The sequence below is a fragment of the Agrococcus carbonis genome (genome assembly GCF_900104705.1).
Lineage (GTDB): Bacteria > Actinomycetota > Actinomycetes > Actinomycetales > Microbacteriaceae > Agrococcus > Agrococcus carbonis.
In genome coordinates this window covers 1871764-1897220 of record NZ_LT629734.1, presented here as the reverse complement: position 1 = coordinate 1897220, position 25457 = coordinate 1871764, and the positions used below count along the sequence as shown (strand labels likewise).

General features: G+C 73.6%; 24 protein-coding genes, 1 tRNA gene and 1 pseudogene. 7 read left to right on the top strand and 19 right to left on the bottom strand.

Annotated elements, in window-relative coordinates; genetic code table 11:
• Nucleotides 1–33: 33 nt before the first annotated feature.
• A complete protein-coding gene (gene rpoB / locus BLT67_RS09165) occupies nucleotides 34–3504 on the bottom strand; it encodes a DNA-directed RNA polymerase subunit beta (protein ID WP_092666731.1) in 3471 nt (1156 codons plus the stop codon).
• Between the two features lie 253 nt (nucleotides 3505–3757).
• Between rpoB and BLT67_RS09160 the strand changes: the two genes are divergently transcribed.
• Nucleotides 3758–4588: a spermidine synthase gene (locus BLT67_RS09160; protein ID WP_172802008.1), complete on the top strand. Its 831-nt coding sequence runs from the start codon at nucleotides 3758–3760 to the stop codon at nucleotides 4586–4588.
• A 6-nt stretch (nucleotides 4589–4594) separates the two neighbouring features.
• Here the strand turns inward: BLT67_RS09160 and BLT67_RS09155 are convergent, their stop codons facing one another.
• The 6 genes from BLT67_RS09155 to BLT67_RS09130 form a co-directional block, all read right to left on the bottom strand.
• Complete coding sequence (locus BLT67_RS09155) at nucleotides 4595–5149, bottom strand: hypothetical protein (RefSeq protein ID WP_092666730.1); 555 nt, start codon at nucleotides 5147–5149, stop codon at nucleotides 4595–4597.
• A complete protein-coding gene (locus BLT67_RS09150; RefSeq protein ID WP_092666729.1) occupies nucleotides 5146–5718 on the bottom strand; it encodes a hypothetical protein in 573 nt (190 codons plus the stop codon). Before BLT67_RS09150 ends, BLT67_RS09155 begins: the two co-directional genes overlap by 4 nt.
• Entirely contained in the window at nucleotides 5715–6218 is a 504-nt protein-coding gene (locus tag BLT67_RS09145) for a hypothetical protein (RefSeq protein WP_092666728.1), read from the bottom strand. The genes BLT67_RS09150 and BLT67_RS09145 overlap by 4 nt, the downstream gene beginning before the upstream one ends.
• Entirely contained in the window at nucleotides 6202–7500 is a 1299-nt protein-coding gene (locus tag BLT67_RS09140) for a hypothetical protein (protein WP_092666727.1), read from the bottom strand. The genes BLT67_RS09145 and BLT67_RS09140 overlap by 17 nt, the downstream gene beginning before the upstream one ends.
• Nucleotides 7497–7826, bottom strand: a complete 330-nt coding sequence (locus tag BLT67_RS09135) for a hypothetical protein (protein ID WP_092666726.1) — start codon at nucleotides 7824–7826, stop codon at nucleotides 7497–7499. Before BLT67_RS09135 ends, BLT67_RS09140 begins: the two co-directional genes overlap by 4 nt.
• Nucleotides 7827–7905: 79 nt before the next feature.
• The gene (locus tag BLT67_RS09130) at nucleotides 7906–8853 is read right to left on the bottom strand and encodes a VOC family protein (RefSeq protein WP_231945459.1); all 948 of its coding nucleotides are present in this window, start codon (nucleotides 8851–8853) and stop codon (nucleotides 7906–7908) included.
• Nucleotides 8854–9034: 181 nt separating this feature from the next.
• On the opposite strand from BLT67_RS09130, the gene BLT67_RS09125 reads away from it, so the two are divergent.
• The 3 genes and pseudogenes from BLT67_RS09125 to BLT67_RS13740 all read left to right on the top strand — a co-directional run.
• Nucleotides 9035–9607, top strand: a complete 573-nt coding sequence (locus tag BLT67_RS09125) for a hypothetical protein (RefSeq protein WP_092666725.1) — start codon at nucleotides 9035–9037, stop codon at nucleotides 9605–9607.
• Between the two features lie 75 nt (nucleotides 9608–9682).
• Nucleotides 9683–10141, top strand: coding sequence for a SprT-like domain-containing protein (locus tag BLT67_RS09120; RefSeq protein ID WP_092666724.1), 459 nt, complete (start codon nucleotides 9683–9685; stop codon nucleotides 10139–10141).
• A 137-nt stretch (nucleotides 10142–10278) separates the two neighbouring features.
• Nucleotides 10279–10893 (top strand): annotated as a pseudogene (locus BLT67_RS13740) (spermidine synthase); the annotation flags it as partial.
• A 44-nt stretch (nucleotides 10894–10937) separates the two neighbouring features.
• Here BLT67_RS13740 and BLT67_RS09110 read toward each other — a convergent pair.
• From BLT67_RS09110 to BLT67_RS09085, 6 genes are all read right to left on the bottom strand, one after another.
• A complete protein-coding gene (locus BLT67_RS09110; RefSeq protein WP_092666722.1) occupies nucleotides 10938–12428 on the bottom strand; it encodes an MFS transporter in 1491 nt (496 codons plus the stop codon).
• Between the two features lie 52 nt (nucleotides 12429–12480).
• Nucleotides 12481–14238, bottom strand: coding sequence for an SGNH hydrolase domain-containing protein (locus tag BLT67_RS09105; RefSeq protein ID WP_092666721.1), 1758 nt, complete (start codon nucleotides 14236–14238; stop codon nucleotides 12481–12483).
• 146 nt (nucleotides 14239–14384) lie between these two features.
• On the bottom strand, nucleotides 14385–15428 hold the full coding sequence (gene mgrA, locus BLT67_RS09100) for an L-glyceraldehyde 3-phosphate reductase (protein ID WP_092666720.1): 1044 nt from the start codon (nucleotides 15426–15428) through the stop codon (nucleotides 14385–14387).
• Nucleotides 15425–15910: a hypothetical protein gene (locus BLT67_RS09095; RefSeq protein ID WP_092666719.1), complete on the bottom strand. Its 486-nt coding sequence runs from the start codon at nucleotides 15908–15910 to the stop codon at nucleotides 15425–15427. The genes mgrA and BLT67_RS09095 overlap by 4 nt, the downstream gene beginning before the upstream one ends.
• Nucleotides 15911–15988: 78 nt before the next feature.
• Complete coding sequence (locus BLT67_RS09090; protein ID WP_092666718.1) at nucleotides 15989–16528, bottom strand: NUDIX hydrolase family protein; 540 nt, start codon at nucleotides 16526–16528, stop codon at nucleotides 15989–15991.
• A gap of 85 nt (nucleotides 16529–16613) precedes the next feature.
• A complete protein-coding gene (locus tag BLT67_RS09085; RefSeq protein WP_092666717.1) occupies nucleotides 16614–17843 on the bottom strand; it encodes a hypothetical protein in 1230 nt (409 codons plus the stop codon).
• Nucleotides 17844–17912: 69 nt separating this feature from the next.
• On the opposite strand from BLT67_RS09085, the gene BLT67_RS09080 reads away from it, so the two are divergent.
• Together BLT67_RS09080 and BLT67_RS09075 are read left to right on the top strand one after the other, a co-directional pair.
• Nucleotides 17913–18527 (top strand): alpha/beta hydrolase, encoded by a 615-nt coding sequence (locus BLT67_RS09080; protein ID WP_092666716.1) that lies wholly within the window; start codon nucleotides 17913–17915, stop codon nucleotides 18525–18527.
• Nucleotides 18528–18564: 37 nt separating this feature from the next.
• Entirely contained in the window at nucleotides 18565–19257 is a 693-nt protein-coding gene (locus BLT67_RS09075) for a LysR family transcriptional regulator substrate-binding protein (protein WP_157674301.1), read from the top strand.
• A gap of 40 nt (nucleotides 19258–19297) precedes the next feature.
• Here the strand turns inward: BLT67_RS09075 and BLT67_RS09070 are convergent, their stop codons facing one another.
• The 5 genes from BLT67_RS09070 to BLT67_RS09050 all read right to left on the bottom strand — a co-directional run bounded on the left by BLT67_RS09070 (nucleotide 19298) and on the right by BLT67_RS09050 (nucleotide 23198).
• Complete coding sequence (locus tag BLT67_RS09070; protein WP_092666714.1) at nucleotides 19298–20818, bottom strand: MFS transporter; 1521 nt, start codon at nucleotides 20816–20818, stop codon at nucleotides 19298–19300.
• Nucleotides 20815–22050, bottom strand: coding sequence for an amidohydrolase (locus BLT67_RS09065; protein ID WP_092666713.1), 1236 nt, complete (start codon nucleotides 22048–22050; stop codon nucleotides 20815–20817). The genes BLT67_RS09070 and BLT67_RS09065 overlap by 4 nt, the downstream gene beginning before the upstream one ends.
• Nucleotides 22051–22189: 139 nt before the next feature.
• Nucleotides 22190–22280, bottom strand: a tRNA-Ser gene (locus tag BLT67_RS09060).
• 40 nt (nucleotides 22281–22320) lie between these two features.
• Entirely contained in the window at nucleotides 22321–22833 is a 513-nt protein-coding gene (locus tag BLT67_RS09055) for a GNAT family N-acetyltransferase (protein ID WP_092666712.1), read from the bottom strand.
• Nucleotides 22830–23198, bottom strand: a complete 369-nt coding sequence (locus tag BLT67_RS09050) for a VOC family protein (RefSeq protein ID WP_092666711.1) — start codon at nucleotides 23196–23198, stop codon at nucleotides 22830–22832. Before BLT67_RS09050 ends, BLT67_RS09055 begins: the two co-directional genes overlap by 4 nt.
• Before the next feature lie 93 nt (nucleotides 23199–23291).
• Here BLT67_RS09050 and radA point away from each other — a divergent pair, with 93 nt between their 5' ends.
• The gene (gene radA, locus BLT67_RS09045; protein WP_092666710.1) at nucleotides 23292–24653 is read left to right on the top strand and encodes a DNA repair protein RadA; all 1362 of its coding nucleotides are present in this window, start codon (nucleotides 23292–23294) and stop codon (nucleotides 24651–24653) included.
• Between the two features lie 117 nt (nucleotides 24654–24770).
• On the opposite strand, the gene BLT67_RS09040 is transcribed toward radA, so the two are convergent.
• Complete coding sequence (locus tag BLT67_RS09040) at nucleotides 24771–25436, bottom strand: hypothetical protein (protein WP_157674300.1); 666 nt, start codon at nucleotides 25434–25436, stop codon at nucleotides 24771–24773.
• Nucleotides 25437–25457 lie beyond the last annotated feature (21 nt).

The following is a 25457-nucleotide window of genomic DNA, read 5'->3' as shown; positions in this document are numbered from 1 at the left end:
TCCCTCTTGTCGAAATTCTCTTCAGCTGCCGGATCAGATGTCGTCGATCGACGACAGCTCAGGGCGGGAGATGTTGATGCCGAGCTCCTCGGCCGTGCGGAGCGCCTCGTCCTCGTCGTCGCGCAGCGTGACGACGTCGCCGGCTGCGTTGAGCACCTCGACGTTCAGGCAGAGCGACTGCATCTCCTTCATGAGCACCTTGAAGGACTCGGGGATGCCGGGCTCCTGGATGTTCTCGCCCTTGACGATGGCCTCGTACACCTTCACGCGGCCGACGATGTCGTCCGACTTGATGGTGAGCAGCTCCTGGAGCGTGTAGGCGGCGCCGTACGCCTCGAGCGCCCAGACCTCCATCTCGCCGAACCGCTGGCCGCCGAACTGGGCCTTACCGCCCAGGGGCTGCTGCGTGATCATCGAGTAGGGGCCGGTCGAGCGGGCGTGGATCTTGTCGTCGACCAGGTGGTGCAGCTTGAGGATGTACATGTAGCCGACCGAGATCGGGTACGGGTACGGCTCGCCCGAGCGGCCGTCGAACAGCTTCGCCTTGCCGGAGCCGTCGATGAGGCGCACGCCGTCGCGGGTCGGGAGCGTCGCGTCGAGCAGCCCGATGATCGACTCCTCGGTGGCGCCGTCGAAGACCGGCGTCGCGACCTTGGTGCCCGCAGGCGCCTCGAGCGTCGCCGGGTCGAGGCCCTTCGCCCACTCGGGGGTGCCCTCGACCTTCCAGCCCGTCTTCGCGATCCAGCCGAGGTGCGTCTCGAGCACCTGGCCGAAGTTCATGCGCTTCGGGATGCCGAGCGGGTTGAGCACGATGTCGACGGGCGTGCCGTCCTCGAGGAACGGCATGTCCTCCTCGGGCAGGATCTTGGCGATCACGCCCTTGTTGCCGTGGCGGCCGGCGAGCTTGTCGCCCTCGGTGATCTTGCGCTTCTGCGCGATGTAGACCACGACCTTCTCGTGCACGCCCGAGCCGAGCTCGTCGTCGCCGTCCTCAGCGCGGAACTGCTTGACCGCGATGACCGTGCCCTGCTCGCCGTGCGGCACCTTGAGGGAGGTGTCGCGCACCTCGCGGCTCTTCTCGTTGAAGATCGCGCGCAGCAGACGCTCCTCGGCGCTCAGCTCGGTCTCGCCCTTCGGCGTGACCTTGCCGACGAGGATGTCGCCGGGCACGACCTCGGCGCCGATGCGGATGATGCCGCGCTCGTCGAGGTCGGCCAGCAGGTCGGGGCCGACGTTGGGGAGGTCACGCGTGATCTCCTCCTTGCCCAGCTTGGTGTCGCGGGCGTCGACCTCGTACTCCTCGATGTGGATCGACGAGAGCACGTCGTCCTTCACCAGGTTCTGGCTGAGGATCATCGCGTCCTCGTAGTTGTGGCCCTCCCACGGCATGAACGCCACGAGCAGGTTCTTGCCGAGCGCGAGCTCGCCGTCCTCCGTCGCCGGGCCGTCGGCGATGACCTCGCCGGCCTCGATGCGGTCGCCCGCCGAGACGATGACCCGGTGGTTGTACGACGTGCCCTGGTTCGAGCGGTCGAACTTGCGCAGGAAGTACTGCTGCGTGCCGCCCTCGTCGAGCTGCACCGTGACGAGGTCGGCCGAGACCTCGGCGACCACGCCCGACGCATCCGCCGTGATGACGTCGCCGGAGTCGATCGCGGCGAAGCCCTCCATGCCGGTGCCGACGAGCGGCGCCTCGGAGCGGACGAGCGGCACGGCCTGGCGCTGCATGTTCGCGCCCATGAGCGCGCGGTTCGCGTCGTCGTGCTCGAGGAAGGGGATGAGGCTCGTCGCGACCGACGCCATCTGGCGCGGCGAGACGTCCATGTAGTCCACCGTCATCGGGTCGACGAGCTCGACCTCCTCGCCCTTGCGACGGGCGACGACTCGCTCCTGCGTGAAGCGCTTGTTCTCGTCGATCGGGTTGTTCGCGTGCGCGACGACGAACTCGTCCTCCTCGGAGGCGGTCAGGTAGTCGACCGTGTCGCCCACGACGCCGTTCTCGACGCGGCGGTACGGCGTCTCGATGAAGCCGAACGAGTTGATGCGGCCGAACGTCGCGAGGCGGCCGATCAGGCCGATGTTCGGGCCCTCAGGGGTCTCGATCGGGCACATGCGGCCGTAGTGCGAGGGGTGCACGTCGCGCACCTCGACGCCCGCGCGCTCGCGCGAGAGGCCGCCGGGGCCGAGCGCCGAGAGCGTGCGCTTGTGGGTCAGGCCCGCGAGCGGGTTGTTCTGATCCATGAACTGCGACAGCTGCGACGTGCCGAAGAACTCCTTGATCGCGGCGCTCACCGGGCGCACGTTGATCAGGGTCTGCGGCGTGATCGCCTCGATGTCCTGCGTCGACATGCGCTCGCGCACGACGCGCTCCATGCGGGCCAGGCCCGTGCGGACCTGGTTCTGGATGAGCTCGCCGACCGCGCGGATGCGGCGGTTGCCGAAGTGGTCGATGTCGTCGACGTCGAGGCGGATCTCGACCGGCTCGCCCTTGCGGACGCCCGGCAGCGTGGTCTCCTCGGCGTGCAGCGCGACGAGGTACTTGATCGTCGCGACGATGTCCTCGACCGAGAGCACCGAGTCGCTCATCGGCGCGTCGATGCCGAGCTTGCGGTTGATCTTGTAGCGACCCACCTTCGCGAGGTCGTAGCGCTTCGGGTTGAAGTAGAAGTTGTCGAGCAGCGCGCGGGCGGCCTCGGCGGCCACCTGCTCGCCCGGACGCAGCTTGCGGTAGATGTCGCGGAGGGCGTCCTCCTTCGACATCGGCGCGTCCTTCTCGAGCGTCGCCATGATCGACTCGTAGCCGGCGAACTCGGTCGCGATGTCCTCGCTCGTGAGGCCGAGGGCCTTGAGGAAGACGGTGACCGACTGCTTGCGCTTGCGGTCGATGCGGACGCCCACGGCATCCCGCTTGTCGATCTCGAACTCGAGCCACGCGCCGCGCGAGGGGATGACGCGCGCCGAGTAGACGTCCTTGTCGGAGTTCTTCTCGGGCGTGCGCTCGAAGTAGACGCCGGGGCTGCGCACGAGCTGCGAGACGACGACGCGCTCGGTGCCGTTCACGATGAACGTGCCCTTCTCGGTCATGAGCGGGAAGTCGCCCATGAAGACCGTCTGCGACTTGATCTCGCCGGTCTCGTGGTTCATGAACTCGGCCGAGACGTAGAGCGGCGCCGCGTAGGTCTTGCCGCGCTCCTTGCACTCGTCGATCGTGTACTTGGGCACGTCGAGCACCGGCTCCGAGAACGAGAGCTGCATCTTCTCGCCGAGGTCCTCGATGGGCGAGATCTCCTCGAAGATCTCCTCGAGGCCGGACTCGGCGTGCACGTGGTCGCGGCCGGACTCCGACGCCTCTGCGAGGCGGGCCTTCCAGGCGTCGTCGCCGATGAGCCACTCGAAGCTCTCGGTCTGCAGTGCGAGCAGGTCGGGGACGGTCAGGGTGTCCGTGATCCGCGCGAAGCTCAGGCGGCTCGCGTTTCGACCGGTCTTGGGGCTCAGTTCAGCCAAGGCAGATACCTCCGGGCCGGGAAGGGTTGCGGGTCTTCCCGGGATCGTGTCGTCGGTGAGAGACTCGTCAACACCCTGAAGCGCCCGGTGAGGGCGCGCGCCGACCGCAATATGAAGGCAGAGGGGATGTCTGTGAGCGCAACGCTCAACACTACGCCGCGCCCGCGCGAAAGTCCAGCCGCGACGGCGTGTCGGCTGGCAGGCCCGGCGCACCCGGTGCTAGCGGGCGCGCCGCACGCGGGAGAATGGCCGCATGACGACCCCCAGCCGCCGCCTCTCGAGCGGCCTGCACGCCGAGATGCGGTTCTCGGGGTCGGGCGGCTGGCAGCTCGTGGTCGACGGCACACCGCAGTCGCACGTCGACCCCGAGCGGCCCGAGCTGCTCGTGTACGAGTACGTGCAGCAGATGGGCCACGCGATCGACGCGCTGCCGGCCGGCCCCATCACCGCGGTGCACCTCGGCGCGGGTGCCCTCACCCTCCCCCGCTACGTCGAGGCGACGCGGCCGGGCTCGCGCCAGCAGGTGATCGAGCTCGAGCCGCTGCTGGTCGAGCTCGTGCGCGAGGTCGCGCCGCTGCCCCGCGGCGCGAGCGTGCGCGTGCGCTACGGCGATGCGCGCGAGCAGCTCGCGCGGCTGCCGCGCGGGCTCACGGGCGCGGTCGACCTCGTAGTGGTGGATGTGTTCTCCGGCGCGCAGACGCCGGCGCACGTGACGACGGTGGAGTTCCACGAGCTCGTGCGGCAGCTGCTCGCGCCGACCGGCGTCGTGGTGGTGAACATCGCCGACGACCGCACGCTGGCGTTCGCGAAGCGGCAGCTCGCGGCGCTGCTCGAGGTGCACGCCGAGGCGGCGGCGCTCGCCGACCCCGGCATGCTCAAGGGCCGGCGCTTCGGCAACGTCGTCGCGGTCGCGGGCGCCGAGCTGCCCGACCTCGACGCGGTCGGGCGCGCGCTGCGCCGCGACCCGCTGCCCGGCAAGGTCGTGGCCGGCGCCGAGCTGCGCCGGTTCCTCGGCGGCGCGCTGCCCGCGCGGGACGCGGACGCGACGCCGAGCCCAGCACCCGGGCGGGGCGTCTTCGGCTGAGCCGGCTCAGCCGGCGGCGGGCCGGAGGACGAGGCCCCGCAGCAGCTGGTCGAGCGGGCCGTCCTCTGCGGCGACGGGGGTCGGGGCCGCGTCGATCACCTCGATGAGCGCGATCGTGCCGTCCATCCGAGCGATGCGGCGCGAGATCGCCAGCATGCCCTGCTCGGTCTCCGCGAGCAGCTCGGCGGCCAGCGCCTCGTCGCAGCCCGTGCCCTCGATGCTGCGCACCGCCTGCGCACCGCCCTCGGCGCCGGCGAGCACGAAGGCCTCCGCCGGCTCGCCGGCCGCGTCGGCGAAGTAGAGGTGGGCGATCGCCTCCGGCGCCTGCGGCGACGGCAGCAGCCACAGCCGCTCGGCCGCCGCCTCGCGCGGCCCCAGCACGGCCGCGACCTCGGTGGCCCGGCCGATGATCGCGCGCCGCAGGTCCTCGCGGCCGTGGACCCGCGCATCCGCCACCCGCGCCGCCCAGGTGAAGACGTCGGCGTCCTCGCCGTCGGGGAACGCCAGGGGCACCCGCAGCCACTGCGTCGCCTCGAGGTCGAACGCGTACTGCATGCTCATCGCCAGCGCACCGTCTCCATGATCGTGTCGAGCAGCTCGACGTGGCCGCGCACGAGCTCGGCGTCCGTCCCGTCGGCGTGGGTGACCGAGCCGATGAACGCCAGGCCCTTGCGCTGATGCGGCTCGGGCAGCGGCATCCCGTAGAGCACGGTCACCGACCGCGCCATCGAGAGCTCGCCCTGCCCCCGCTGCTCGCGCTCGCCGCGGAACCACGGGCCAGCGGGGGTGTCGAAGCGCTCGAGCGTCGTGCCCGTGGTGGTCGCGAGCGCCTGCTCGAAGGTCGCCGGCGGCGGCGCGACGAACTGGCGCACGGCGATCGACATCGGCAGCAGCATCCGCTCGTCCTGCTCGGCGCGCAGGAAGACCTGACGGGCGAGCTGCGCGCGCAGCGCCGCCCACTGCTGGCGCAGGAGCTGCCGCATCTGCGCGTCGAGGTCGGGGCGCCCGATCGCCCGGAACCTCGCGCTGACGAAGCGCTGCACCTGGGCCAGGCCGTCATCGTCGACGGGGAAGCCGCGCCAGCCCGGCGGCAGCATCAGGTGGTAGCCCGTGGGCGAAGCGATCGTCATGCGCGCATCCGCCGTCCTTGCTCCGTCATCGCCCGGGCGCCGAGGGCGATCATGAGCACCATCGTCGCGATGCCGATCGCCAGGCCGATCCAGTGATCACCGGGCACCGTCTCGTCGACGCCGCGGTGGTCGGTCGAGACGACGGTCGGGAAGAGCAGCATCATGGCGAAGGGCAGGCAGATCGAGCCGGCCGCGACCAGGTTGATGGCGCGAGTGAGCCGACCGGTCTCCTCGGGCCGCACGAGCGCCGCCATCGGCACGAACGCCAGCAGCGTGACGGAGGAGACGGCGATCGGCAGCCACGGCTCCACCACGAACAGCGGCCACTCGACGATGTGGCCGTAGAGGTAGCCGAGGTCCTCGGCCATGCGGCCGCCGGTGAGGACCAGCCCGCCGACGAGGTAGCCCAGGAGCGTGAGGATGCCCAGGCCCGCGGCGGCGATGCCGACGGCATCGAGACGGGCGACCCAGCGCCCGCGCGCGTCAGCGGATCGGGCCATCGTCGACCGTGACCTGCTCCGCACCGAAGAAGCTCGAGAGGGCGCCGGTCGTGGTCGCGACGCCATAGCCGAACTCACCGACCCACAGATTGGTGTTCGCGCTCTGCAGCCACGGGGTCGGCATCGCGCGCGCCGTGTCGTCGGCGAGCTGGGCGAGCGTGCTCGCGTACGGCGAGGTGCGCATGGTCTGCACGAAGGTCTGGACCTGCGCGGTCTGCGCGCCGCCGAGGCGCATCGCCGTGAGCGGGTTGGTGAACACCCCCGGGTGGGGCAGCGCGGCGCGCGCGGCCGCCGGCGCGCGGAACCACTGCCAGGCGGTCGAGATGTTGCGGAACGGCGTGGAGAACCGCATCGCCGGCAGTGCCGAGCGGATGCTCGAGACGATCTGCCCGCGAGCGCCGCCCATGACGGCGCTCAGCGTCGGCGCGCCCTTCGACAGGACGCGCCCGATGCCGAACGGCAGCAGGGCGATGAGCGAGAGGGCGACATCGGCCAGCGTCGCCTGGCCGGCGGCGTACTGCACGAGCCGCCCGAGCGCCACCAGTGCCGAGAGGCCCAGCAGGATGCCCGCGAGCAGCCCGGTGAACGGGGCGCCGATGATGAGCGCGACGATGCTCAGCACCAGGATCACCCACCCGAGCGCGTCGAGGAAGTTGTCGAGCGCCTCCCAGAAGCCGTCGTCGTTGCCGGCGGTGTCCATCGCATGCTCGATGCCGTCGACGGCGGCGTCGTAGGCCTCGCTCCAGTCGCCGAAGGCGGTCTCGTACGTGGCCCACAGCGCGTTGCGGGTCTGCTCCTTGCCGGCGAGCTCGCCGCTGGCGGTGGCGACCGCCAAGGCCGCGGCCGCGGTCTGGGCCTCGGTGGGCTCGTCCTCCCACGGCATCACGCGGCGCAGCCCGTCGCGCTCGTCCTCCGCGTCGTCGAGGGCCCGGCGCGCCGCCTGGTACTCCTCCTCGGCGGTGCGGATGGTCTCGACGTTGGGGTTGATGCAGTCCTGGGCCTGGGCGAGGGCGACCCCGTAGGTCACGACCGCGTCGCCGGTGAGGTCGTAGCGCACCGACGCCGCGCGCAGATCCTCCTCCACCTCGGCCGCCGTGGTCGAGAGCTTGTCGGTCGCCTGGCTGCGGTACAGGGATGAGTCGCCCAGCTCGATCAGCCGATCGGCGGTCATGACCATCGTCTCGGCGAGCTCGCCGAGCACGCGGCCGTGCTCCTGGATCGCGGGGGCGTCGCCCTCGAGCGCGCGCAGCTCGTAGCCCTCGTTCGGGGATCGCATCGTCATGGCTCGTGAGTCAGGGTCGTGGTCCTGCCCTCGTCCTCGAAGTAGCCGGCGGTGTCGGCGTCCCACGCCGTCCACTGCTCGATGATCGTGCGCAGCGACTCATCGATGCCGTCGAGGTTGGTCAGCAGCTTCTCGCGCTTGTCGTTCCACCGGCCCTCGAAGTCATGCGCCTTGTCGCGCAGCGCCGACCGCCCGTCGGGGTTGCCGATGGCGGACTCGAGCCGGTCGTTCGTGCGACCTGCGGCCTCGAACTCGGCCACCGTGATCGTGAGTCCGCGATGCAGCTCGCGCATGCGCTCGAGGTCGAGCATGATGTCCTGGGCCATGGTCCTCCGTCCGGCCCTCCCACCCTAGGAGCTCGCTGCTGAGGGTCGCGATGGGGAGAAGTCCCCCGGCAGGCCGCGGCTATCCGGCGACGCGCAGCTCGACCACCGTGCCCCACGGGTCGGCCACGACGATCGCGCCGGCGGTCTCGTCGAACGCGGCTCCCGCATCCGTCAGCCTCGCTGCGACGACGTCGAGGTCGGCCTGCGCGGGCACGAGCACCTCGAGCGAGCCGAGGCCGAGCGTCTCGGGGCGCTCGCCCGCGCCCGCCGAGCCCCACGTGTTGGCCGCGAGGTGGTGGTGGTAGCCGCCGGCGGCGAGGAAGATCGCGCCGTCGGCGCGGGCGGTCACCGCGAAGCCGAGCAGGTCGGAGTAGAACGCCTCGGCCTGCCCCAGGTCGCCGACCTTCAAGTGGACGTGGCCGACGGTCGCGCCGCTGCCGGTGCCGGTGTCGGTGCCCGCGCCGAGGTGCTCGGCGACGAAGGCGTTGATGTCGAGCGGCGCGCTGCCCATCTGCACCTCGCCGTCCTCCCACACCCACAAGTCGCGGGGCGTGTCGACGTACAGCTCGACGCCGTTGCCCTCGGGGTCGGCGAAGTAGAAGGCGTGGCTGACCGCGTGGTCGGACGCGCCGCCGTAGAGGTGCGGGTAGGCGCTCGCGACGCCGACGAGGGCGCGCGCGAGACCGGGGGCGTCGTCGAAGCGGATCGCGGTGTGGAACAGGCCCGCGTCGGCATGGGCGGCCGGTGCGGCCTCGGCGGCGACGAGCCGCACGAGCTCGTGCCCGTGGGCGCCGAGCGAGACGACGTCGGCGGCGCGCTCGAGCACGTCGAGCCCGATGCCCGCAGGGCCGTAGTAGTCGGCCATGCCGTCGAGGTCGGCGGCGCGCAGCTCGACGGCGCCCATGCGGGTGTCCGCGGCGATGCTGCCCTGCGGCACGGCGGATGCGTCGACGCCGTTCTCTGCGCGACCGCCCGTCGCGAGCGCCGCGGCGGTGATGCCGCCGCCGACGACGGCGATCGCCAGCACGGCGGCGAGGATCCAGCGGGGACGGCGCGTCGAGGAGGTCACGTGGGAGGGCCAACGGCGCGCGGGCGCGCGGCATTCCACCTGCCCTGCCGGACGCCCGCACGGCGCTCGGCCCGGCGCGGTCGGCGGATCGCCGCGCGCGCTCCCGCGGATCCGGCTCGCGTGCGCGACGATGTCGGCCATGAGCCAGTCGATCGGCTACGACCAGACCGCGCTGCGCAACGCGGTCGACGTCGCCGCTGCCGCCCGCCGGCTGCGGCAGCTCGGCCGGGAGCGCTCGCTCGCGGCCGTCTCCGAGCGCGCGTGGCTGCTCGAGTCCATCGGGCGGCTCGACGACGCGCTCGTCGCCGCGAACGAGGCCGTGACCCTCGCGCGCGCCTCGGGCTCTCGCGACCGGGTCGCCGAGGCGCGCCTGCTGCGCGCATCCGTCATCCAGACCCGCGGCGACCTCGACGCGGCGCTGCGCGAGTGCACGGCGCTCATCGCCGAGTCGCGCGCGAACGACTGGGTCGAGCTGTGGGCGCACGCGCTGCAGCAGCGAGGCACGGTGCACTTCGCGCTCCGGCAGTGGCACGAGGCGTGCCTCGACTTCACGGTCGCGGTCGAGCTGTGCCGCGAGGCCGGCCTCGAGGCGGCGCAGCTCGAGGCCGCCGAGATCGCGCTCATGGTCGCGACCGACCGCGCGCAGACCGAGGCGCTGCGCGCCGAGCAGGACGTGCCTCGGGCGCGGCATCCGCTCTGGGGCGGGCGCTGACTCCACAGGCGACGGCCCGCGGTTGGCGCGGTCGCGCCCCGGGCTGGCATGCTCGCAGCCGGCGGAAGGGGTGTGATGGCTGATCTCGAGAAGGTGCGGGTGTGGGCGGAGGCCCTCATCCGGCTGCACCTCGACGACTCGTGGACCTTCGGCTTCGATCGCGCCGCCAAGCGCGCGGGGCTGACGAACTACACGCACCGCCGCATCACCGTCTCGAAGCACCTCGCCGCCCGCTGGGACGACGACGAGGTGCACCAGGTGCTGCTGCACGAGGTCGCGCACGCGATGGCGGGGCCGGCCGCGGGGCACGGGCCGGTGTGGCGGCGCACCGCGCGCGAGCTCGGCTACGTCGGCGGCCGCACCCATCGCGGCGAGATCGCCGCCGAGCGCGCCGGCTGGGTGGGCTCGTGCCCCGGCGGCCACGAGCACGTGCGCTTCCGCGCGCCCCGCGGTCGCTACGCGTGCACGCCCTGCACGCGCGCGGCGCGGCGCGTGGTCGAGGTGCGCTGGATGCGGCGCCAGGCCGCGGCGTGACGCGACGCACGCTCTCGAGCGGCCGCGACGCGGTCGTCGAGCGCGACGCCGCCGGGTGGACGCTGCGGGTGGGCGGCTTCGTGCAGTCGCACGTCGGCGACCCGGCGCAGCCGCCGAGGCTCGCGAGCGTGCGGTGGATGCTCGCCGCCGCGATCGAGGCGCTCGGCGGGCGCGCGGGCGCGACCGCCCTGCACCTCGGCGCCGGCGCGGCGACGCTCCCCCGCGCGCTGCAGCACCGCGACCCGACGATGCGCCAGCGCGTGGTCGAGGTCGAGCCGGCGCTCGTCGAGCTCGTGGCCGAGGTCGATCCGCTGCCGCACGGCGTGCGGCTCGAGCTGGGCGACGGGCGCGCCGCGCTCGAGGCGACGGCCGAGCCGGTCTCGCTCATCGTGATCGACGTGTTCGACGGAGGCCGCGTGCCTGCGGCCTTCACCACCGTCGAGTGCTTCCACGCGGCGCGCGAGGCGCTCGAGCCGGGCGGCACGCTCATCGTGAACTCGGTCGACGGGCCGCCGGCGCACTTCGTGCGCGCCCAGCTCGCGACCCTGCGCGCGGTGTTCGCGCACGTGGCCATGGTCACGCGGGGGTCGACGATCGCCGTGCGCGAGAGCAACATCGTGCTCATCGCGAGCGACGCCCCGCTGGCGCTCGACGCGATCCGCGCCCGCGTGCAGCGGGACTCGCCCGCTGCGGCGGCGATCGGCGGGGCCCGCATCGAGCGCTTCATCGCCGACACCGCCCCCGCGCCCGTCACCGACGCGACCGCCGTCGACCGCGCCGAGCCCGTGCTCGCGCGCTACTCGGCTCCGGGCGCCCTGCCGGCATCGCTCACCGCGCCGCCCGACGGATCCCGCGCGACCGGGTCCGCCGCATCCGGCCCGCCCTCGGTGACGCCCGCGCGCGCGGCCGGCGCGGGGCCCGGGGCACCGTCGGGTGACGCCTCGGCAGGGTCGTCGCCCTCGGGCACGGCCGCGTCGTAGCTCTCGCTGATGCGCCGATAGGACCGCGTCGTGAAGGCGAGCGCACCCGCGAGCGTCGTCACGATGCCCGCGACGAGGAAGATGAGGGCGATCCCGCGCGCCTCTCCCGTGCCGAGCAGCGGCTCGAGCGCCGCGGCGCCCTCGGGCGAGCGCGCCCAGGGCAGGATGAGGAACTGCGCGATGGGCGCGATGAGGAACGCGGTGATCGGGGCGGCCCCCGCTTCGAACGCCATCGCGAAGCCGAAGACGCGCCCCTGCCGATGCAGCGGCACGACGCGCTGGATGACGGTCTGCTCGGCGGCCTCGGCCGCAGGGATGATCGCCATGTAGGCCCAGATGCCGAGTCCGTAGAGCCACCACCACTCGCGGATCGTGAACAGCGCGCCGAGCACCCCCATCGCGATCACGACGAGCAGGAGCGTGCGGATGGGCCGGCGGCCGAGCCCGAACCGCGCGATCACGAGCCCGCCGATGATGAAGCCGGTCGACGAGACCCCGAGCACGGCGCCCCACGCCTCGACCTCGAACAGCTCGAGGCCGTACGGGTCCATGAGCGCCATGTAGACGCCGCCGATGAGGTTGTTGAACGTCGAGAAGAGGATGAGCGCGAACAGCCCGCCGATGCCGAGCACGGCGCGGATCGAGCCGCGCAGATCGATGCCGCGCGCCGCGTCGTCGGGCTGCTGGGCGACGACGTCCTCCGGGATGCGCAGCGTCAGCAGGTGGACGAGGCTGACCGCGATCGCGACGATCCCGATCGCGATCGTCCACCCCATGCCGAGCAGCCCGATCGAGAGCCCCGAGAAGACGCTCGTGATGGCGAACGCGACGCCCTGCACCGTGCCGACCATGCCGTTGGCGTTCGCGTGGCGCTCGTCGGGCACGAGCAGCGTCACGGTCGTCGAGAGCGCGATGTTGCGCAGCTGCTCGACGATCGACCCCGCGAGGATCACCGCCATGAACAGCCACAGCCAGGGGGCGGTGAGCTGCAGCAGCAGCGGCTCGGGCAGCAGCAGGATCATGACGCCCGCAGTCGCGAACGCGATGAGCGTGCACACGCCCGAGACGAGCATGACGCGCAGCTTGCGGTGGTGGTCGACGAGCGAGCCGAAGAGGATGCTGCCGAAGGCGACGAAGAGCATGTAGGCGCCGCCGACCACCCCGGTCGCGAGCACGCTCCCGGTCTCGAGGTACACCCAGAAGGTCAGCGCGAACCAGACGAACGCCGTCGTGATGTTCGCGAGCGCGGTGTTGGCGAGCACGTGCAGGAACGTGCGCTCGCCCTGGGACCTCGTCGTCGTGGCCACGGCGCAACGCTAGTGCGGGCCGCCCACACGCGACAGGGGCGGATGCGCTGCGTCAGCGGGCGGCCCGGCGCAGCTCCCACATGATCTTCGACGACACCGATGTGAGGTACGTCCCGGTGAGGTGGTGCGCGTCACGGTAGACGATGGCGCCGCCGATGACGAGCGGGCACGAGCCGTCGATGCAGAAGTAGCGCATGGGGTCGACGACGCGCACGCCCGGCACGAGCGCCGCGGCCTCGAGGATCGGGTCGTGCCCCCTCGTGCCGTATGTCTGCGGCACGGCGCAGCCGAACGGGGCCGCGCCCGGCGACTCCGTCACGCACGACAGCGCCCCGCCGATGTGCGGGAAGTCGCCCATGACGATGAGCGGGATGCCGGCATCGACGACCGGCCGCCAGGCGGCCGCGTAGCGGTCCCGGATCTCGACGGCCTCCTCGGGTCGGTCCGCATAGGGGAAGCGCAGCCCGGTGTAGACGACGAGGTCGTACTCGCCCGAGGCGGCGGCCGCGGCCAGCTGTCGGTACCGCGGCTCGCAGCCGTGGCCGCGGGGCACGTGCTCCCATCGGCAGCTGACGCCGAGGTAGCTGTCGACGCTCCAGTTCCAGTACTCGAACTCGCGCTTCATCGTCGCGAAGTAGCCGGCGGCGTGCGAATCGCCGATGAACGCCACGCGCAGCGCGTCCGACCGCGAACTGCCCGCGTGGCAGATCGGGACGAGGGCGGTCTTGTCGGACTGCCAGCACGCGCTCGAGAAGGCCCCGCCGGTCTGCGCGAACAGGCGGCTGCTGTCCGTGGTGGGCGCGAGCGCGCCGGCCGTGCCCGTCGTGGAGCACGCGGCGTCGAGGATGGCGGCCGCTCCGAAGCACGGCGGGTGCGCGGCGGCGAGCTGCTGCGGGGTCGAGAGCACGCGCAGCGCGAGCTGCGGCGCCGCCGCGACGACGAGGCCGCCGCCGGAGGGGACCACGACCCGGAGCCTGCTGATGCTCGCATCGCGCACCGTGTACCGCAGCGCGAAGGCGCCCGTCGATGACGCGTACGTCTGGACGATGGTCGTCCAGCCCCGCGAGGAGTAGCCCTCGAGCTTGACCCGCCGCCCCTCCAGCTGCGCGTAGAGCGCGCCCGTCACGACGTGCTCGGCGCCGATCGAGACGGAGCTCGTGCCTCTCGGCGTGACGTTCGCGATGCCGGGCTGGACGACGAACGACCGCGAGCGGCTCGCCGCGGCTCGGAGCCGCTCGTCCGCCAGGATCTCGGCCTTGATGCGGTAGCCCGACAGCGGCGTGAACGCGTACGTGAACCGGCCGTCGGCCCGCGTGGGCACCGTCGCGAGGAGCTCCCAGCGACCCGTGCGGGCGGAGAGGCCGACGATGCGCACAGGAGCGTCGGCGATGCCCGTCGATCCCTCCCACACCTTGCCCGTGACCGTGACCTTGCGGCCGAAGCGCACCCACGTGGCATCGGCCGTCATCCAGATCGACGGCAACGCGGTCGGCTCCGGCGCAGCGGGGCGGTCGAGCGCCTCGGGAGCGTCGGCGACCGGCGCCTCCGGGATCGCCGACGACGCGGTCTCCGTGGGAGCGGGCGTCTCGGTGGGAGGAGCGGACGGTGCGGGCTCGCTCGGCGCCGGGGTCTGCGTGGGCGCAGGCGGCTCGGTCGCCGTCGGCGACTCGGTCGCCGTCGGCGTCTCGGATGCCGTGACCCCGCCGACGGGATCCTGCGGCGCGCTCGTCGCGCTCGCGATCCCCGCGGGGCTCATGACGCCGAGCGCGACGCCGAGCGCCAGGACCAGGGCAAGGGGGCGACCGCGCATCTCGTGTGCCTCTCGTGGTGACCGTGCCGCGGAGGGCGCAGTCACCGATCCGCAGGTTGCCCGGGCGCGCGCAGCGGCGAAGCGGCAACGGTGCGGGGCACGGTCAGTCTACGCGAGGCGCATATCTGCGCAAGGCGCGATCCTGCTCAACCGCGCGAGTCGCGCGCCCCCGCCCACAGGTCGACGCCCGGCTCGTCGCGCGCGAGGTCGTCGATCGCGGCGAGCTCGTCGGGGGTGAGGGGCGGGCCCTCGAGGGCGCCGAGGTTCTGCTCGAGCTGCTCGACGCGCGAGACGCCGATCGTGAGCGACGTCATGCGCTCGTCGCGCAGCGCCCACGCGAGCGCGAGCTGCGCGAGCGTCTGCCCGCGCTGCTCGGCGATCGCGGCGAGGCCGCGGATGCGCTCGGCGGCGTCGGCCGAGACGTTCGGGTCGAGCGGCTTGCGGGCGGCGCCGCGCCCGGCGCGCGAGTCGGCGGGCACGCCGCCGAGGTACTTGCCCGTCAGCAGACCCTGCGCGAGCGCGGTGAAGCCGATGACCCCGATGCCGAGCTCGCCCGCGGTGTCGAGCAGCCCATCCGTCTCGATCCAGCGGTTGAGCATCGAGTACGACGGCTGGTGGATGGTCAGCGGCGTGCCGAGGTCGCTGAGGATCTCGTGCGCGCGCCGGGTGTCGGCGGCCGAGTAGCTCGACACGCCCACGTAGAGCGCGCGGCCCGTGCGCACGATGTGGTCGAGCGCGGCCATCGTCTCCTCGAGCGGCGTGTCTGGGTCGGGCCGGTGGTGGTAGAAGATGTCGACGTAGTCGAGGCCCAGGCGCGCGAGCGACTGGTCGAGGCTCGCGACGAGGTACTTGCGGCTGCCGCCGATGCCGTAGGGGCCGGGCCACATGTCCCAGCCGGCCTTCGTCGTCACGAGGATCTCGTCGCGATGGGCGGCGAGGTCGGTCGCGAGCACGCGGCCCGCGTTGACCTCGGCGGCGCCGAACGGCGGGCCGTAGTTGTTCGCGAGGTCGAAGTGCGTGATGCCGCGGTCGAACGCGGTCGTGAGGATGCTGCGCTGGCGCTCGAGCGGGACGTCGTCGCCGAAGTTGTGCCAGAGGCCCAGCGTGAGCTCCGGCAGCTTGAGGCCCGAGCTGCCCGCGCGGCGGTACCGCATCGAGTCGTAGCGGGCGGGGTCGGCGTTCCAGGTCATCGGTCTCCTCCGGCGGTGGCGGTGGCGTGGGCGTGGGCGTGGGCGGGCGCGAGCGCGGCGGCCTCGGCGCCCACGAGGGCCTTGGTCGCGCCGCGCAGCGCGACGGCGGCGGCGCACGCGATGGCGCACGCGGGGCTGTGGAAGTCGATGCCGAGCTCGGCGAGCGCGTCGACGACGCGACCGGCGACGAGCTGGTCGGCGGCGCTCGGGCGCAGCGACCCGTCGGCCCACCGCTCGCCCGCCGCCACGATCGCGATCGCCGCGCGCTCGCCGAGGCGCTCCTGCTCGTCGAGCGCGGCGCGCGCGACGACGTCGGCGTTCTCGAGCGTCGCCTCGAGGACGAGGGCGGTGCGGCCGGCGAGCCGGAGCAGCGCCTCGGTCTCCGGGCCGCGGTCGGCGTCGGCGATCACGATCACGTCGGCGACGGCCGCGCGCATGCCGGCCTCGCCCCACTCGAGGGTCACCTGGTGCTGGGCGCTCATGCCCGCAAGCCTACGGAGCGCGACCTCGCGCATCCTCCACACGGCGTCATCGCGCGCGCCCGACCCGGCGCGACGAGGTCACCGCAGCGCGCCGAGGTGCGCGAGGGCCGCGCGCACGAGCGAGCCGCGCCCGCCCTCCATCTCGCTCGCGACGAGCTCGCTCGCGGCCGCCTCGGGCGTGAGCCATGTGAGCTCGAGCGCGTCCTGGCGCGGATCGCACGTGCCCGTCACCGGCACGATGAAGCACAGCGAGACCGCGTGCTGCCGCTCGTCGTGGAAGATGCCGTCGCCCGGCAGCGGGAAGTACTCGGCGATGTGGAACGGCGCGGGCGCCGCCGGCAGCTGCGGGAAGGCCATCGGCCCGAGGTCCTTCTCGAGGTGGCGGTAGAGCGCGTCGCGCACGCGCTCGCCGCGCATGACGCGGCCCGAGACCACGGTGCGCGTCATCTCGCTCTGCGCGTTCATGCGCAGCAGCAGCCCCACCTCGGTCACCTGCCCGAGCCCGTCGACCCGCACCGGGATCGCCTCGACGTAGAGGATCGGCAGCCGCTCGCGCGCCTGCTGCAGCTCGTCGTCGCTGAGCCAGCCGGGGTTCGGGTCGGGGGTGCGCACTGCCATGGCCCCCATTGTGCCCGGCTCGCGGGCGCTGGGGCGAGGCGGGCGGATGCGGCTGCGGCCTCCGGGGCCGGATCCGGCGGCCTGCTCAGGGGCGAAGGCGGCGCCCCGAGCGGTCGGCCCAGAGCGCGAGCAGCAGCCATGCCGCCGCGACCGCGAGCCCGAGGACGATCGACGGGATGTCGCCGAGCCGCGCGAACCACGCGACGGGGCTCGGGGTCGCCGCGTCGAGCGCCGTGCGCAGCGCGAGCGTGACGCCGACGGCGAGCAGGCTGATGCGGCCGACGGCCGCGAACGGCCGCGCGAAGGGCCCGAGCGCCGAGGTGCCCCCGCGCAGGTCGGTGTCGATGGCCGGGTGCATCGCGGTCGCGAGGAGCGCCGCGAGCGCCGCGACGGCGAGCGTGAGCGGCGGGGTCCAGAGCGCCGTCGACGGCTGCAGCGGCTGCTGCCCCCACACCGTCGGGGTGAAGTAGGCGAGGATCCCGAGGATCGAGAACAGCAGCGCCGCGAGCAGCCCGTAGCCGATCACGCGGCCGCGCTGGTGGGCGGTGACGCTGCGGGCCCGCAGCAGCGCGTGCACGAGCGCGGCGCCTGCGGCCGCGGGCAGCGCGAGGCCGAGCCCGCCGAGCACCGTGGCGAGGCCCGCGGTGACGAGCGGGTCTGCCGTCGTGCCCGCCGCATCCGCGACCCCGGTCACGACGAGCGTCGCGGGGCTGCAGCGGTCGCTCAGCTCGCCGCACAGCGCCGTGGCGAGCCAGAGGGCGCCGGCGCCGAGCAGCGTCGCGACCGCGACCGCGAAGGCCCATCCCGCCCAGCTGCGCGCGAGGAGGCCGAGGAAGCCGAGCGCGGCGGTCGCGACGCCGAGCTGCACGAGCGGGCCCGTGACGCGGATGCGCTCGAGGCCGCCGAGCGTGCCCGCCTCGGGGTCGAAGGCGATGCCCGCGCCGGCGCCCGCGACGAGCGCCGCGACCGCGGCGATGAGCATGCCGAGCAGCAGCAGCACGAGCGTGCGCCGCACCACGCGACCGCCGGAGGTCCAGTCGCGGTGCTGCGCCATCGCGTGCGCGCACCCCATCACGAACGCGAACGCGGGCAGCACGACCGCGTCGAGGCCGACGCTGCCCCACGCCTCGGAGGCCGGGAAGGGGCGCCGGGGCGCGGCGAGCCAGAAGGCCGTCGCGAGCACGAGCATGCCGCGAGCGGCGTCGAGCGAGACGACCCGGTCGATGCGGCCCCGGCGCGCGGGTCGGCGCCGGCCGCCCCCGCGCCCGCCGCCGACCGGGGCGAGCACCTTCGTGGTCGCCGAGGTGTCAGCCATGCTTCGAGGCTACGGTGTCCTCGAGGGCTCCGCCGCACGGCGGACGCCGGGCGAGAGGGGGCGGTCGACGTGCAGATCGACGCGGATGCGGTGCAGTGGCGCGAGGGCGCGGACGGGGGCGACCTGCTGGTCGTCATGCACGGGATCGGCTCGCACGAGGGCGACCTCATCGGGCTCGCGCCGCACCTGCCGGCCGCGATGACGGTCGCGTCGCTGCGCGCGCCGATCCCCTACGGCGGCGGCTTCGCGTGGTTCGAGTTCTCGCCCGTCGACAGCGACGACCACACGCTGATCGACGAGGCCGCGCACGCGGTGCTCGCGTGGCTCGACGGGCTCGAGCGGCCCTTCGCGCGCGTGCACCTGCTCGGCTTCTCGCAGGGCGGCGCGATGGCGGTGCAGCTCGCGCGCCTCGCGCCCGACCGCTTCGCCTCGATCGTGCACATCGCATCCTTCGTCCACGCGGGCGAGCTGCCCGGTGACGCGGCGCTCGCCGCGCGCGAGCCGCGCATCCCGCTGCTGACGACGATCGGCGACCTCGACCAGGTCATCCACCCCGACAAGATCGCGCGGTCGCACCCGTGGCTCGATGCCCACTTCGCGGTCGAGCGCCGCACGTACCACCGCGCGCACTCGATCGTCGCCGAGGAGCTCGCCGACGTCGTGGCGTTCCTCGAGCGGGTCTGAGCCGGGCGGCGCCGCCCGCGCACGGCAGACTGGGCGCATGGAGCGGTTCCGGCTGGGAGGCGTGCCGGGGGTGACCCCGGCGAAGTGGCTGCGCGTCTGGGCCGAGCGCGTGCCCGACGTGCCGGCCGAGCTCGTCGCGATCGACGAGGCTGATGCGGTCGCCGCCCTCCACGAGGGACGCGTCGACGCGTCGCTCCTCCGCCTCCCGGTCGCCGAGGACGGCCTGCACGTCGTGCGGCTCTACGACGAGCTGCCGGTCGTCGTCGCCGCGAAGGGGCATCCGATCGTGGCGTTCGAGACCGTCACGACCGCCGACCTCGCCGGCGAGCCCATGCTCGAGCAGGGCTCGATGACGCCGCAGCAGCTGCTCGAGACCGCTGCGACCGGGGCGGGCCTCGCGATCGTGCCGATGGCCGTCGCGCGCGCGCTCGCGGGGCCGGAGACGCGGCACCGCGTCGTCACCGACCTGCCGCGCACCACGATCGCGCTCGCGTGGCTGCGCGCCGCCGACTCGCCGCTGCACCAGGAGCTCATCGGCATCGTGCGCGGCCGTCGGCCCGGCTCGTCGCGCGGCGAGCGGGATCGCGAGCCCGAGCCGACCGGTTCCGGGCGGCCGACCGGCGCGAAGCCGCGGCCGTCAAAGCCGAAGCCCACGCCGCCGCCGAACCGGCCTCGGCGCCGCGGCGGCCACGGGCGCGGCGGCAGGCCCGGTCCGGGCGGGCGGCGCTGACGCGCCTCGCACCCGGCCGCGCCGGCGACGCCGGCCCCGGTCAGTTGCCGATCGGCGGGGGCGGGACCTCCTTGCGCTCGCGCTCCGCCCTCGGCCGGTCGCGCGGCACCGTGAGGATGATCGACGCGATCGCGATCGCCACCATCAGCACGTTGAACAGCAGGCCGAGCGCACCGCCGAAGCGCAGCGCGAGGTTGTCCTGCCGGCCGAGGAAGAGCCCCCACGACTCGATGATCGACGGGTCGACGCCCTGCCCCGCGACGAACAGCGCCGCCGAGATCGCGACGCCGATCGCGTTGCCGAGCGACGAGGCCATCTTGTAGATGCCGCTCGCCGCGCCGACCTGGGCGTCGGGCACGTTCGAGAGCGCCGCATCCGTCGACGGGGTGGCGTAGAACCCGAGGCCGATGCCGAAGAGCGTGAAGCCGATGACGCTCAGCACGATGTACTCGCCGATGTGCAGGAACGTCATCGAGCACAGCAGGATGCCGACGCCCGTGATCATCGATCCCCACAGCATCGGCCGGCGCGGCCCGAAGCGCTGCAGCAGCTTCTCGCCGACCCGGATGGTGGCGAGGATCGCGATGAGGTAGCCGAGCGTCAGCAGCCCCGACTGCAGGGCGCTCAGGCCCGCCGCGACCTGCACGAGGCCGAGCGAGACGATGAGGGTGCCGGCGGCGCCGTTCAGCAGGAAGTTCGACAGCGTCGCGCCCGTGAAGGTGCCGTTCGCGAAGAGCTTCAGGTCGAGGAACGCGTGCGCGTGCTTCGTCTCGATCTGGAGGAAGAGCAGCCCCGCGATCACCGCGAGCGCGATGAGCCCGAGGCCGGCGGGCGAGAACCACCCGAGCTGCGGCCCCTGCGAGATGTAGACGTTGCTCGCGAGGAGCGCCACGATGAAGGCGGCGAGCCCGCCCCAGTCGAAGCCGTGGCGCGTGCCGTCCGCGCGCGGCGCCCGCGACTCGGGGGTGCCGCGCAGCAGCAGGAGGGCGAGCAGCGAGAGCACGATCGAGATCCAGAAGATCGAGCGCCAGCCGAGGAACGACGTCGCCATCACGCCGCCGAAGAGGGCGCAGAGCCCCGAGCCGCCCCACGAGCCGATCGACCAGAACGACAGCGCGCGCTGCCGCTCCTTGCCGTCGTAGTACGCCTTGATGAGCGCCATCGACGACGGCATGACGCACGCCGCCGAGAGTCCCTGCACCGCGCGGCCGCCCAGCAGCATCGCGTCGGTCAGCGCGCCGGCGTCCTCGGGGGTGAGCGCGATGAGCAGCGACCCGGCGATGCTCAGCCAGATGCCGATCGCGAGGATCCGCATGCGCCCGATGCGGTCGGCGAGGCCGCCCGCGACGACGATGAAGATGCCCGAGAACAGCGACGTGAGCGAGACGGCGAGGTTGGCGATCGTCTGCTCGACGCCCAGCTCGCCCTGGATGCCGGGGATGATGTTGAGCAGCGTCTGCGCGAAGAGCCAGAAGTTGATGACCGCGAGCACGATGCCCAGCAGCCAGCGGTCGTTCGGCCGCCAGTCGGTGGCGGATGCGGTGGGCGCCTGCGCGGTCATGCTGCCTCCTCGGGTGCGAGCCAGGCGAGCGCCGCGATCGCGTGCGCCCGCACCATCGTCTCGAGCGTCGGGTCGATCGCCGGCGCGAAGCCGGGCTGGTGGTTGGCGGGCACGTCGGCGGCGACGGTGCCGCGCTCGACGGCCGCGCGGTAGACGTCGGCGGGCGTGGAGCCGACGAACCAGTAGGTGTACGGCGTGCCGAAGGCGTCGGGGACGCGGGAGAAGTCCTCGGATGCGGTGGCCGGCACCGCCTGCACGACCCGGTCGGCGCCGAAGCGGCGACGGAACGCATCCGTCACCCGTGCCGTGACGGCCGGGTCGTTGTCGGTGAGCGGGAACCGGTCGTACGGCTCGAACTCGGGCTCCCTCGGCGAGCCGGCCGCGGCGCACTCGCCCCGCACGATGCGCTCGATCGCCGCGAGGATGCGCTCGCGCAGCGCCGTGTCGTAGGTGCGCACGTTGAGCAGCAGCTCGGCGCGGTCGGGGATGACGTTCGACTTCGCGCCCGCGTTCGAGGCGCCGACCGTGACGACGGCGAACTGCCCCGGCTGCGTCTCGCGCGAGACGATCGTCTGCAGCCGCAGCACGATCGAGGCGGCGAGCACGACGGGGTCGACGGCGTTGTGCGGCATCGAGCCGTGGGCGCCGCGGCCGTGCACCGTGATGCGCAGCGAGTCGCCGGCCGAGAGCACCGGGCCCGCGGCGGTCGCGACGACGCCCGCCTCGAAGGGCATCACGTGCTGGGCGAGCGCGACGTCGGGCTTCGGGATCCGGGCGACGAGCCCGTCGTCGAGCATCGCCTGGGCGCCCGCGGCGGTCTCCTCCCCGGGCTGGAACAGCGCGATGTGCGTGCCCGACCACGCGTCGCGGTGCGCGGCGAGCTGCCCCGCCGCGCCGAGCAGCGCGACGATGTGCAGGTCGTGGCCGCACGCGTGCATGACGCCGGGGGTCGCGGATGCGTAGTCGAGCCCCGTGGCCTCCGTGACGGGGAGCGCGTCGGTGTCGGCGCGCGCGAGCACCACGGGTCCCGGGCCGTTGGCGAGCACCCCGACGACGCCCGTGCCGCCGATGCGGTGGATCGCGTAGCCGAGCGGCTCGAGCTCGGCGGCGATCCTGTCGGCCGTCGCGTGCTCGGCCATGCTGAGCTCGGGCGCGCGGTGCAGCTCGCGGTAGAGCGCCCGCAGGCGGTCGAGCTGCGCATCCAGGGATGCGAGCGGGTCGGGACCGGGCATCGGGCCTCCTCGGGAGCGCCGTCGCCGCCGCGGCCGCGGTGGCGTGCGCTGCGTCGGCACCATCAAGCCAGACGCGCGCGCAGAAGTCCAGACCCCGCACAGACGACGGATGCCCCGCCTGCAGGGGCGGGGCATCCGGTGGCGGTGACGGTGGGATTTGAACCCACGGTAGGGGGTTGCCCTACACGACTTTTCGAGAGTCGCACCTTCGGCCGCTCGGACACGTCACCAAGGGGATACCTTACACGAGCCCGGAACCGCGCGCGAACGTCACGGGGCGAGGCTGCGCACGAACCGTCGCTCGTGCATGCCCTCCTCGACCTTCTCGCCGTCGTCGCAGCGCCAGCCGTGCGACTCGTAGAAGGCGGTCGCGCGGGCGTTGCCGAGCAGCACCCACAGGTAGGCCGCGTCGTGCCCGTCGGCGCGCAGGCGCCGCTCGGCCTCGGCGAGCAGCGCGTGGCCGACGCCGCGCGACCAGCGGTCGGCGAGCGCGTAGATCGCGTAGAGCTCGCCGGTCGCGGGGGCGTCCTGGTCGCGCGCGGGGCCCGCGAGCGCCCAGCCGACGACCTCGCCGTCGACGACCGCAACGAGGTCGTGCACGCGATCGTCAGCGTGCAGCTCGTCCCAGTGCTCCATGCGGCGCGCGGTCTCGCGGTCGACGTCCATGCGGTCGAGCATCTCCTGCGGCACGAGGCCCCCGTAGGCCGCGCGCCACGTCTCGACGCGCACGCGCGCGATGCCCGCCGCGTCGTCGATCGTGGCGTCCCGCACGTTGGCCGTCATGCCGCGGCTCCCGGTGCCGCGTCGACGACGCAGAATCGGTTGCCCTCGGGATCCTCCATGATCACGTAGTCGGCGTCGTCGGGGCGCTTGGGCCAATGCACGCGCTGGGCGCCGAGCGACTCGAGGCGCTCGACCTCGGCCGGCTGGTCGTCGGCGTAGAGGTCGAGGTGGATGCGCGGCGGCAGGACGCGCTCGGACGGCACGGCGTCGAGCGACACGTTGGGGCCGGCGCCGCCGCGCGGACGCAGCAGCGCGAAGTCGGTCTCGAGCGGGAGGCGCGGCTCGTAGTCGAGCGCCGCCGTCCAGAACATCAGCTGGCGCTCGAGGTCGGTGCAGCGGATCACGATGGAGCCGACGGTGAGCATGTCGCTTACGCTAGCCGGTCGCGGGCCGTCGGCGCTGACAGGCGGGCGCGGCGGTCGCACGGCGCGTCGGCGGCCGGCGATAGCCTCGCTCCCATGGCCAAGGCTCCCGCGTTCCGCTGCTCCGAGTGCGGCTGGACGTCGCTCAAGTGGGTCGGGCGCTGCGGCGAATGCCAGCAGTGGGGCACCGTCGAGGAGGCCGGCGCTCCCGTCGGCCGCGTGCGCCCGGCCGCGGTGCCCGCGGGCCGGGCCGCACGCCCCATCACCGAGCTCGAGGCCACGGATGCGCCGCGCTGGCCGACCGGGATCGGCGAGTTCGACCGCGTGCTCGGCGGCGGCATCGTGCCGGGAGCGGTCGTGCTGTGCTCGGGCGAGCCGGGCGTCGGGAAGTCGACGCTGCTGCTCGCGGTCGCGGCACGCGCCGCGGCCGCCGGTCGGCGCGTGCTGTACGTCTCGGGCGAGGAGTCGCTCGCCCAGGTGCGGCTGCGCGCGGAGCGCACGGGCGCGCTCGAGCCGCAGCTCTACCTCGCGAGCGAGACCGACCTCGCGACGATCCTCGGCCAGCTGCGCGACGCGGAGCCCGAGCTCGTCATCGTCGACTCGGTGCAGACGGTCGCCAACGCCGACAACGACGGCCTCGCGGGCGGCCCGAGCCAGGTGCGCGACGTCGCGGCCGCGCTCACGCGCGCGGCGAAGTCGGCCGACGTGCCGCTGCTGCTCGTCGGGCACGTGACGAAGGACGGCTCGGTCGCAGGCCCCCGCGCGCTCGAGCACCTCGTCGACGTCGTCGCGCACTTCGACGGCGACCGACAGACGGCGCTGCGCTTCGTGCGCACGTCGAAGAACCGCTTCGGGCCGACGGATGAGGTGGGCTGCTTCGAGATGACCGGCGACGGCATCGTCGAGGTGCCCGACCCCTCGGGCCTGTTCCTCTCGCGCTCGACGACCCCGCTCGCGGGCACGTGCGTCACGGTCGCGCTCGAGGGGCGCCGCGCGATCCCCGTCGAGGTGCAGGCGCTCGTCGTCGACGCATCCACCCCGCAGCCGCGACGGGTCGTCAACGGCGTCGACTCGTCGCGCGTCGCAATGGTGCTCGCGGTGCTCGAGCGGCACACGGGGCTGCGGCTCGGCGGCAAGGACGTCTACGTCTCGACGGTCGGGGGCATGCGGCTCACCGAACCCGGCGCCGACCTCGCGATCGCGCTCGCGATCGCGAGCGCCGAGCACCAGGTGGCGCTCCCCCGGCGGCTCGCGGCGGTCGGCGAGATCTCGCTCGCGGGCGAGATCCGCGCGGCCTCGAGCGCGAAGCGGCGGGTCGCCGAGGCGCGGCGGCTCGGCTACCAGCGGGTGATCGACGAGGACGTCGCGCTCGTGCGCAACGCCATCCCCGAGGCGATCAGCGCCGGTCGGCGGGAGAGCGCGCCGGTGCGGCAGCCCGTCGCCGTGCCGGAGTTCTGAGGGCTGCGGGCGCAATGCTGCGCAGCAGCGTTGCGCCCGGAGCCCCAGCGTTGAGGAGGGCGCTGCGTCGAGGAGGGCGCGGCCGGAGGCCGCACCCGTCGCGAGACCCAGCCGCCCCTACTCGAGGATGAACTGCCGCTCGTCCTGGCTCGTGTACTCGCCCACGCTCACGCTGAGCCAGTAGGCGGCGCCGCCCGCCGTGACCGGCTGCCCCTCGCCCGAGCACGCATCGCTCGACGAGCGCGTCCGGTCCCATTCGATCGGCACGGTCGACTGCGGGGCTCCCGGCTGCAGCGCCACGACGTTGTCGCTCACGTCGGTCGCGCAGTCCGTCCAGCGGTAGACGACCTCGTCGCCGGTGCGGATCTCGTACTCCTGCACGCTCGTGCCCGCGTTGAGCGCGCACGCGGCCTCGCCGGTGTTCTCGATCGTGAACGAGAGCCGCACGGGGTCGTCGCCGGAGTAGATGCTGCGATCGGTCTGCGGCGTGAGGCGGATCTGCTCGGGCTCGCACGGCGCGCTCGCCGCGGCCGACGGGTCGCCGCCGATCGGCGTGAACGGCTGCGACTGCGTGGGCTCGGGCGTCTCGCTCGGCTGCGGCGCCTCGCTCGCGGCATCGGGCGTCTCGCTCGCGGCTGGCGACTGCGGGGCGTCGGCGCCCTCCCACGGGCGCCACACGAGCAGCGCGACGAGCGCCGCGATCAGCACGAGCACGCCGAGGCCCAGCATCGTGCGACGCCGCCGCACGGCTGCGCGGCGCTTCGCCGATGGTCCCCTGCTCACCGATCCAGGGTAGGCGAGCCG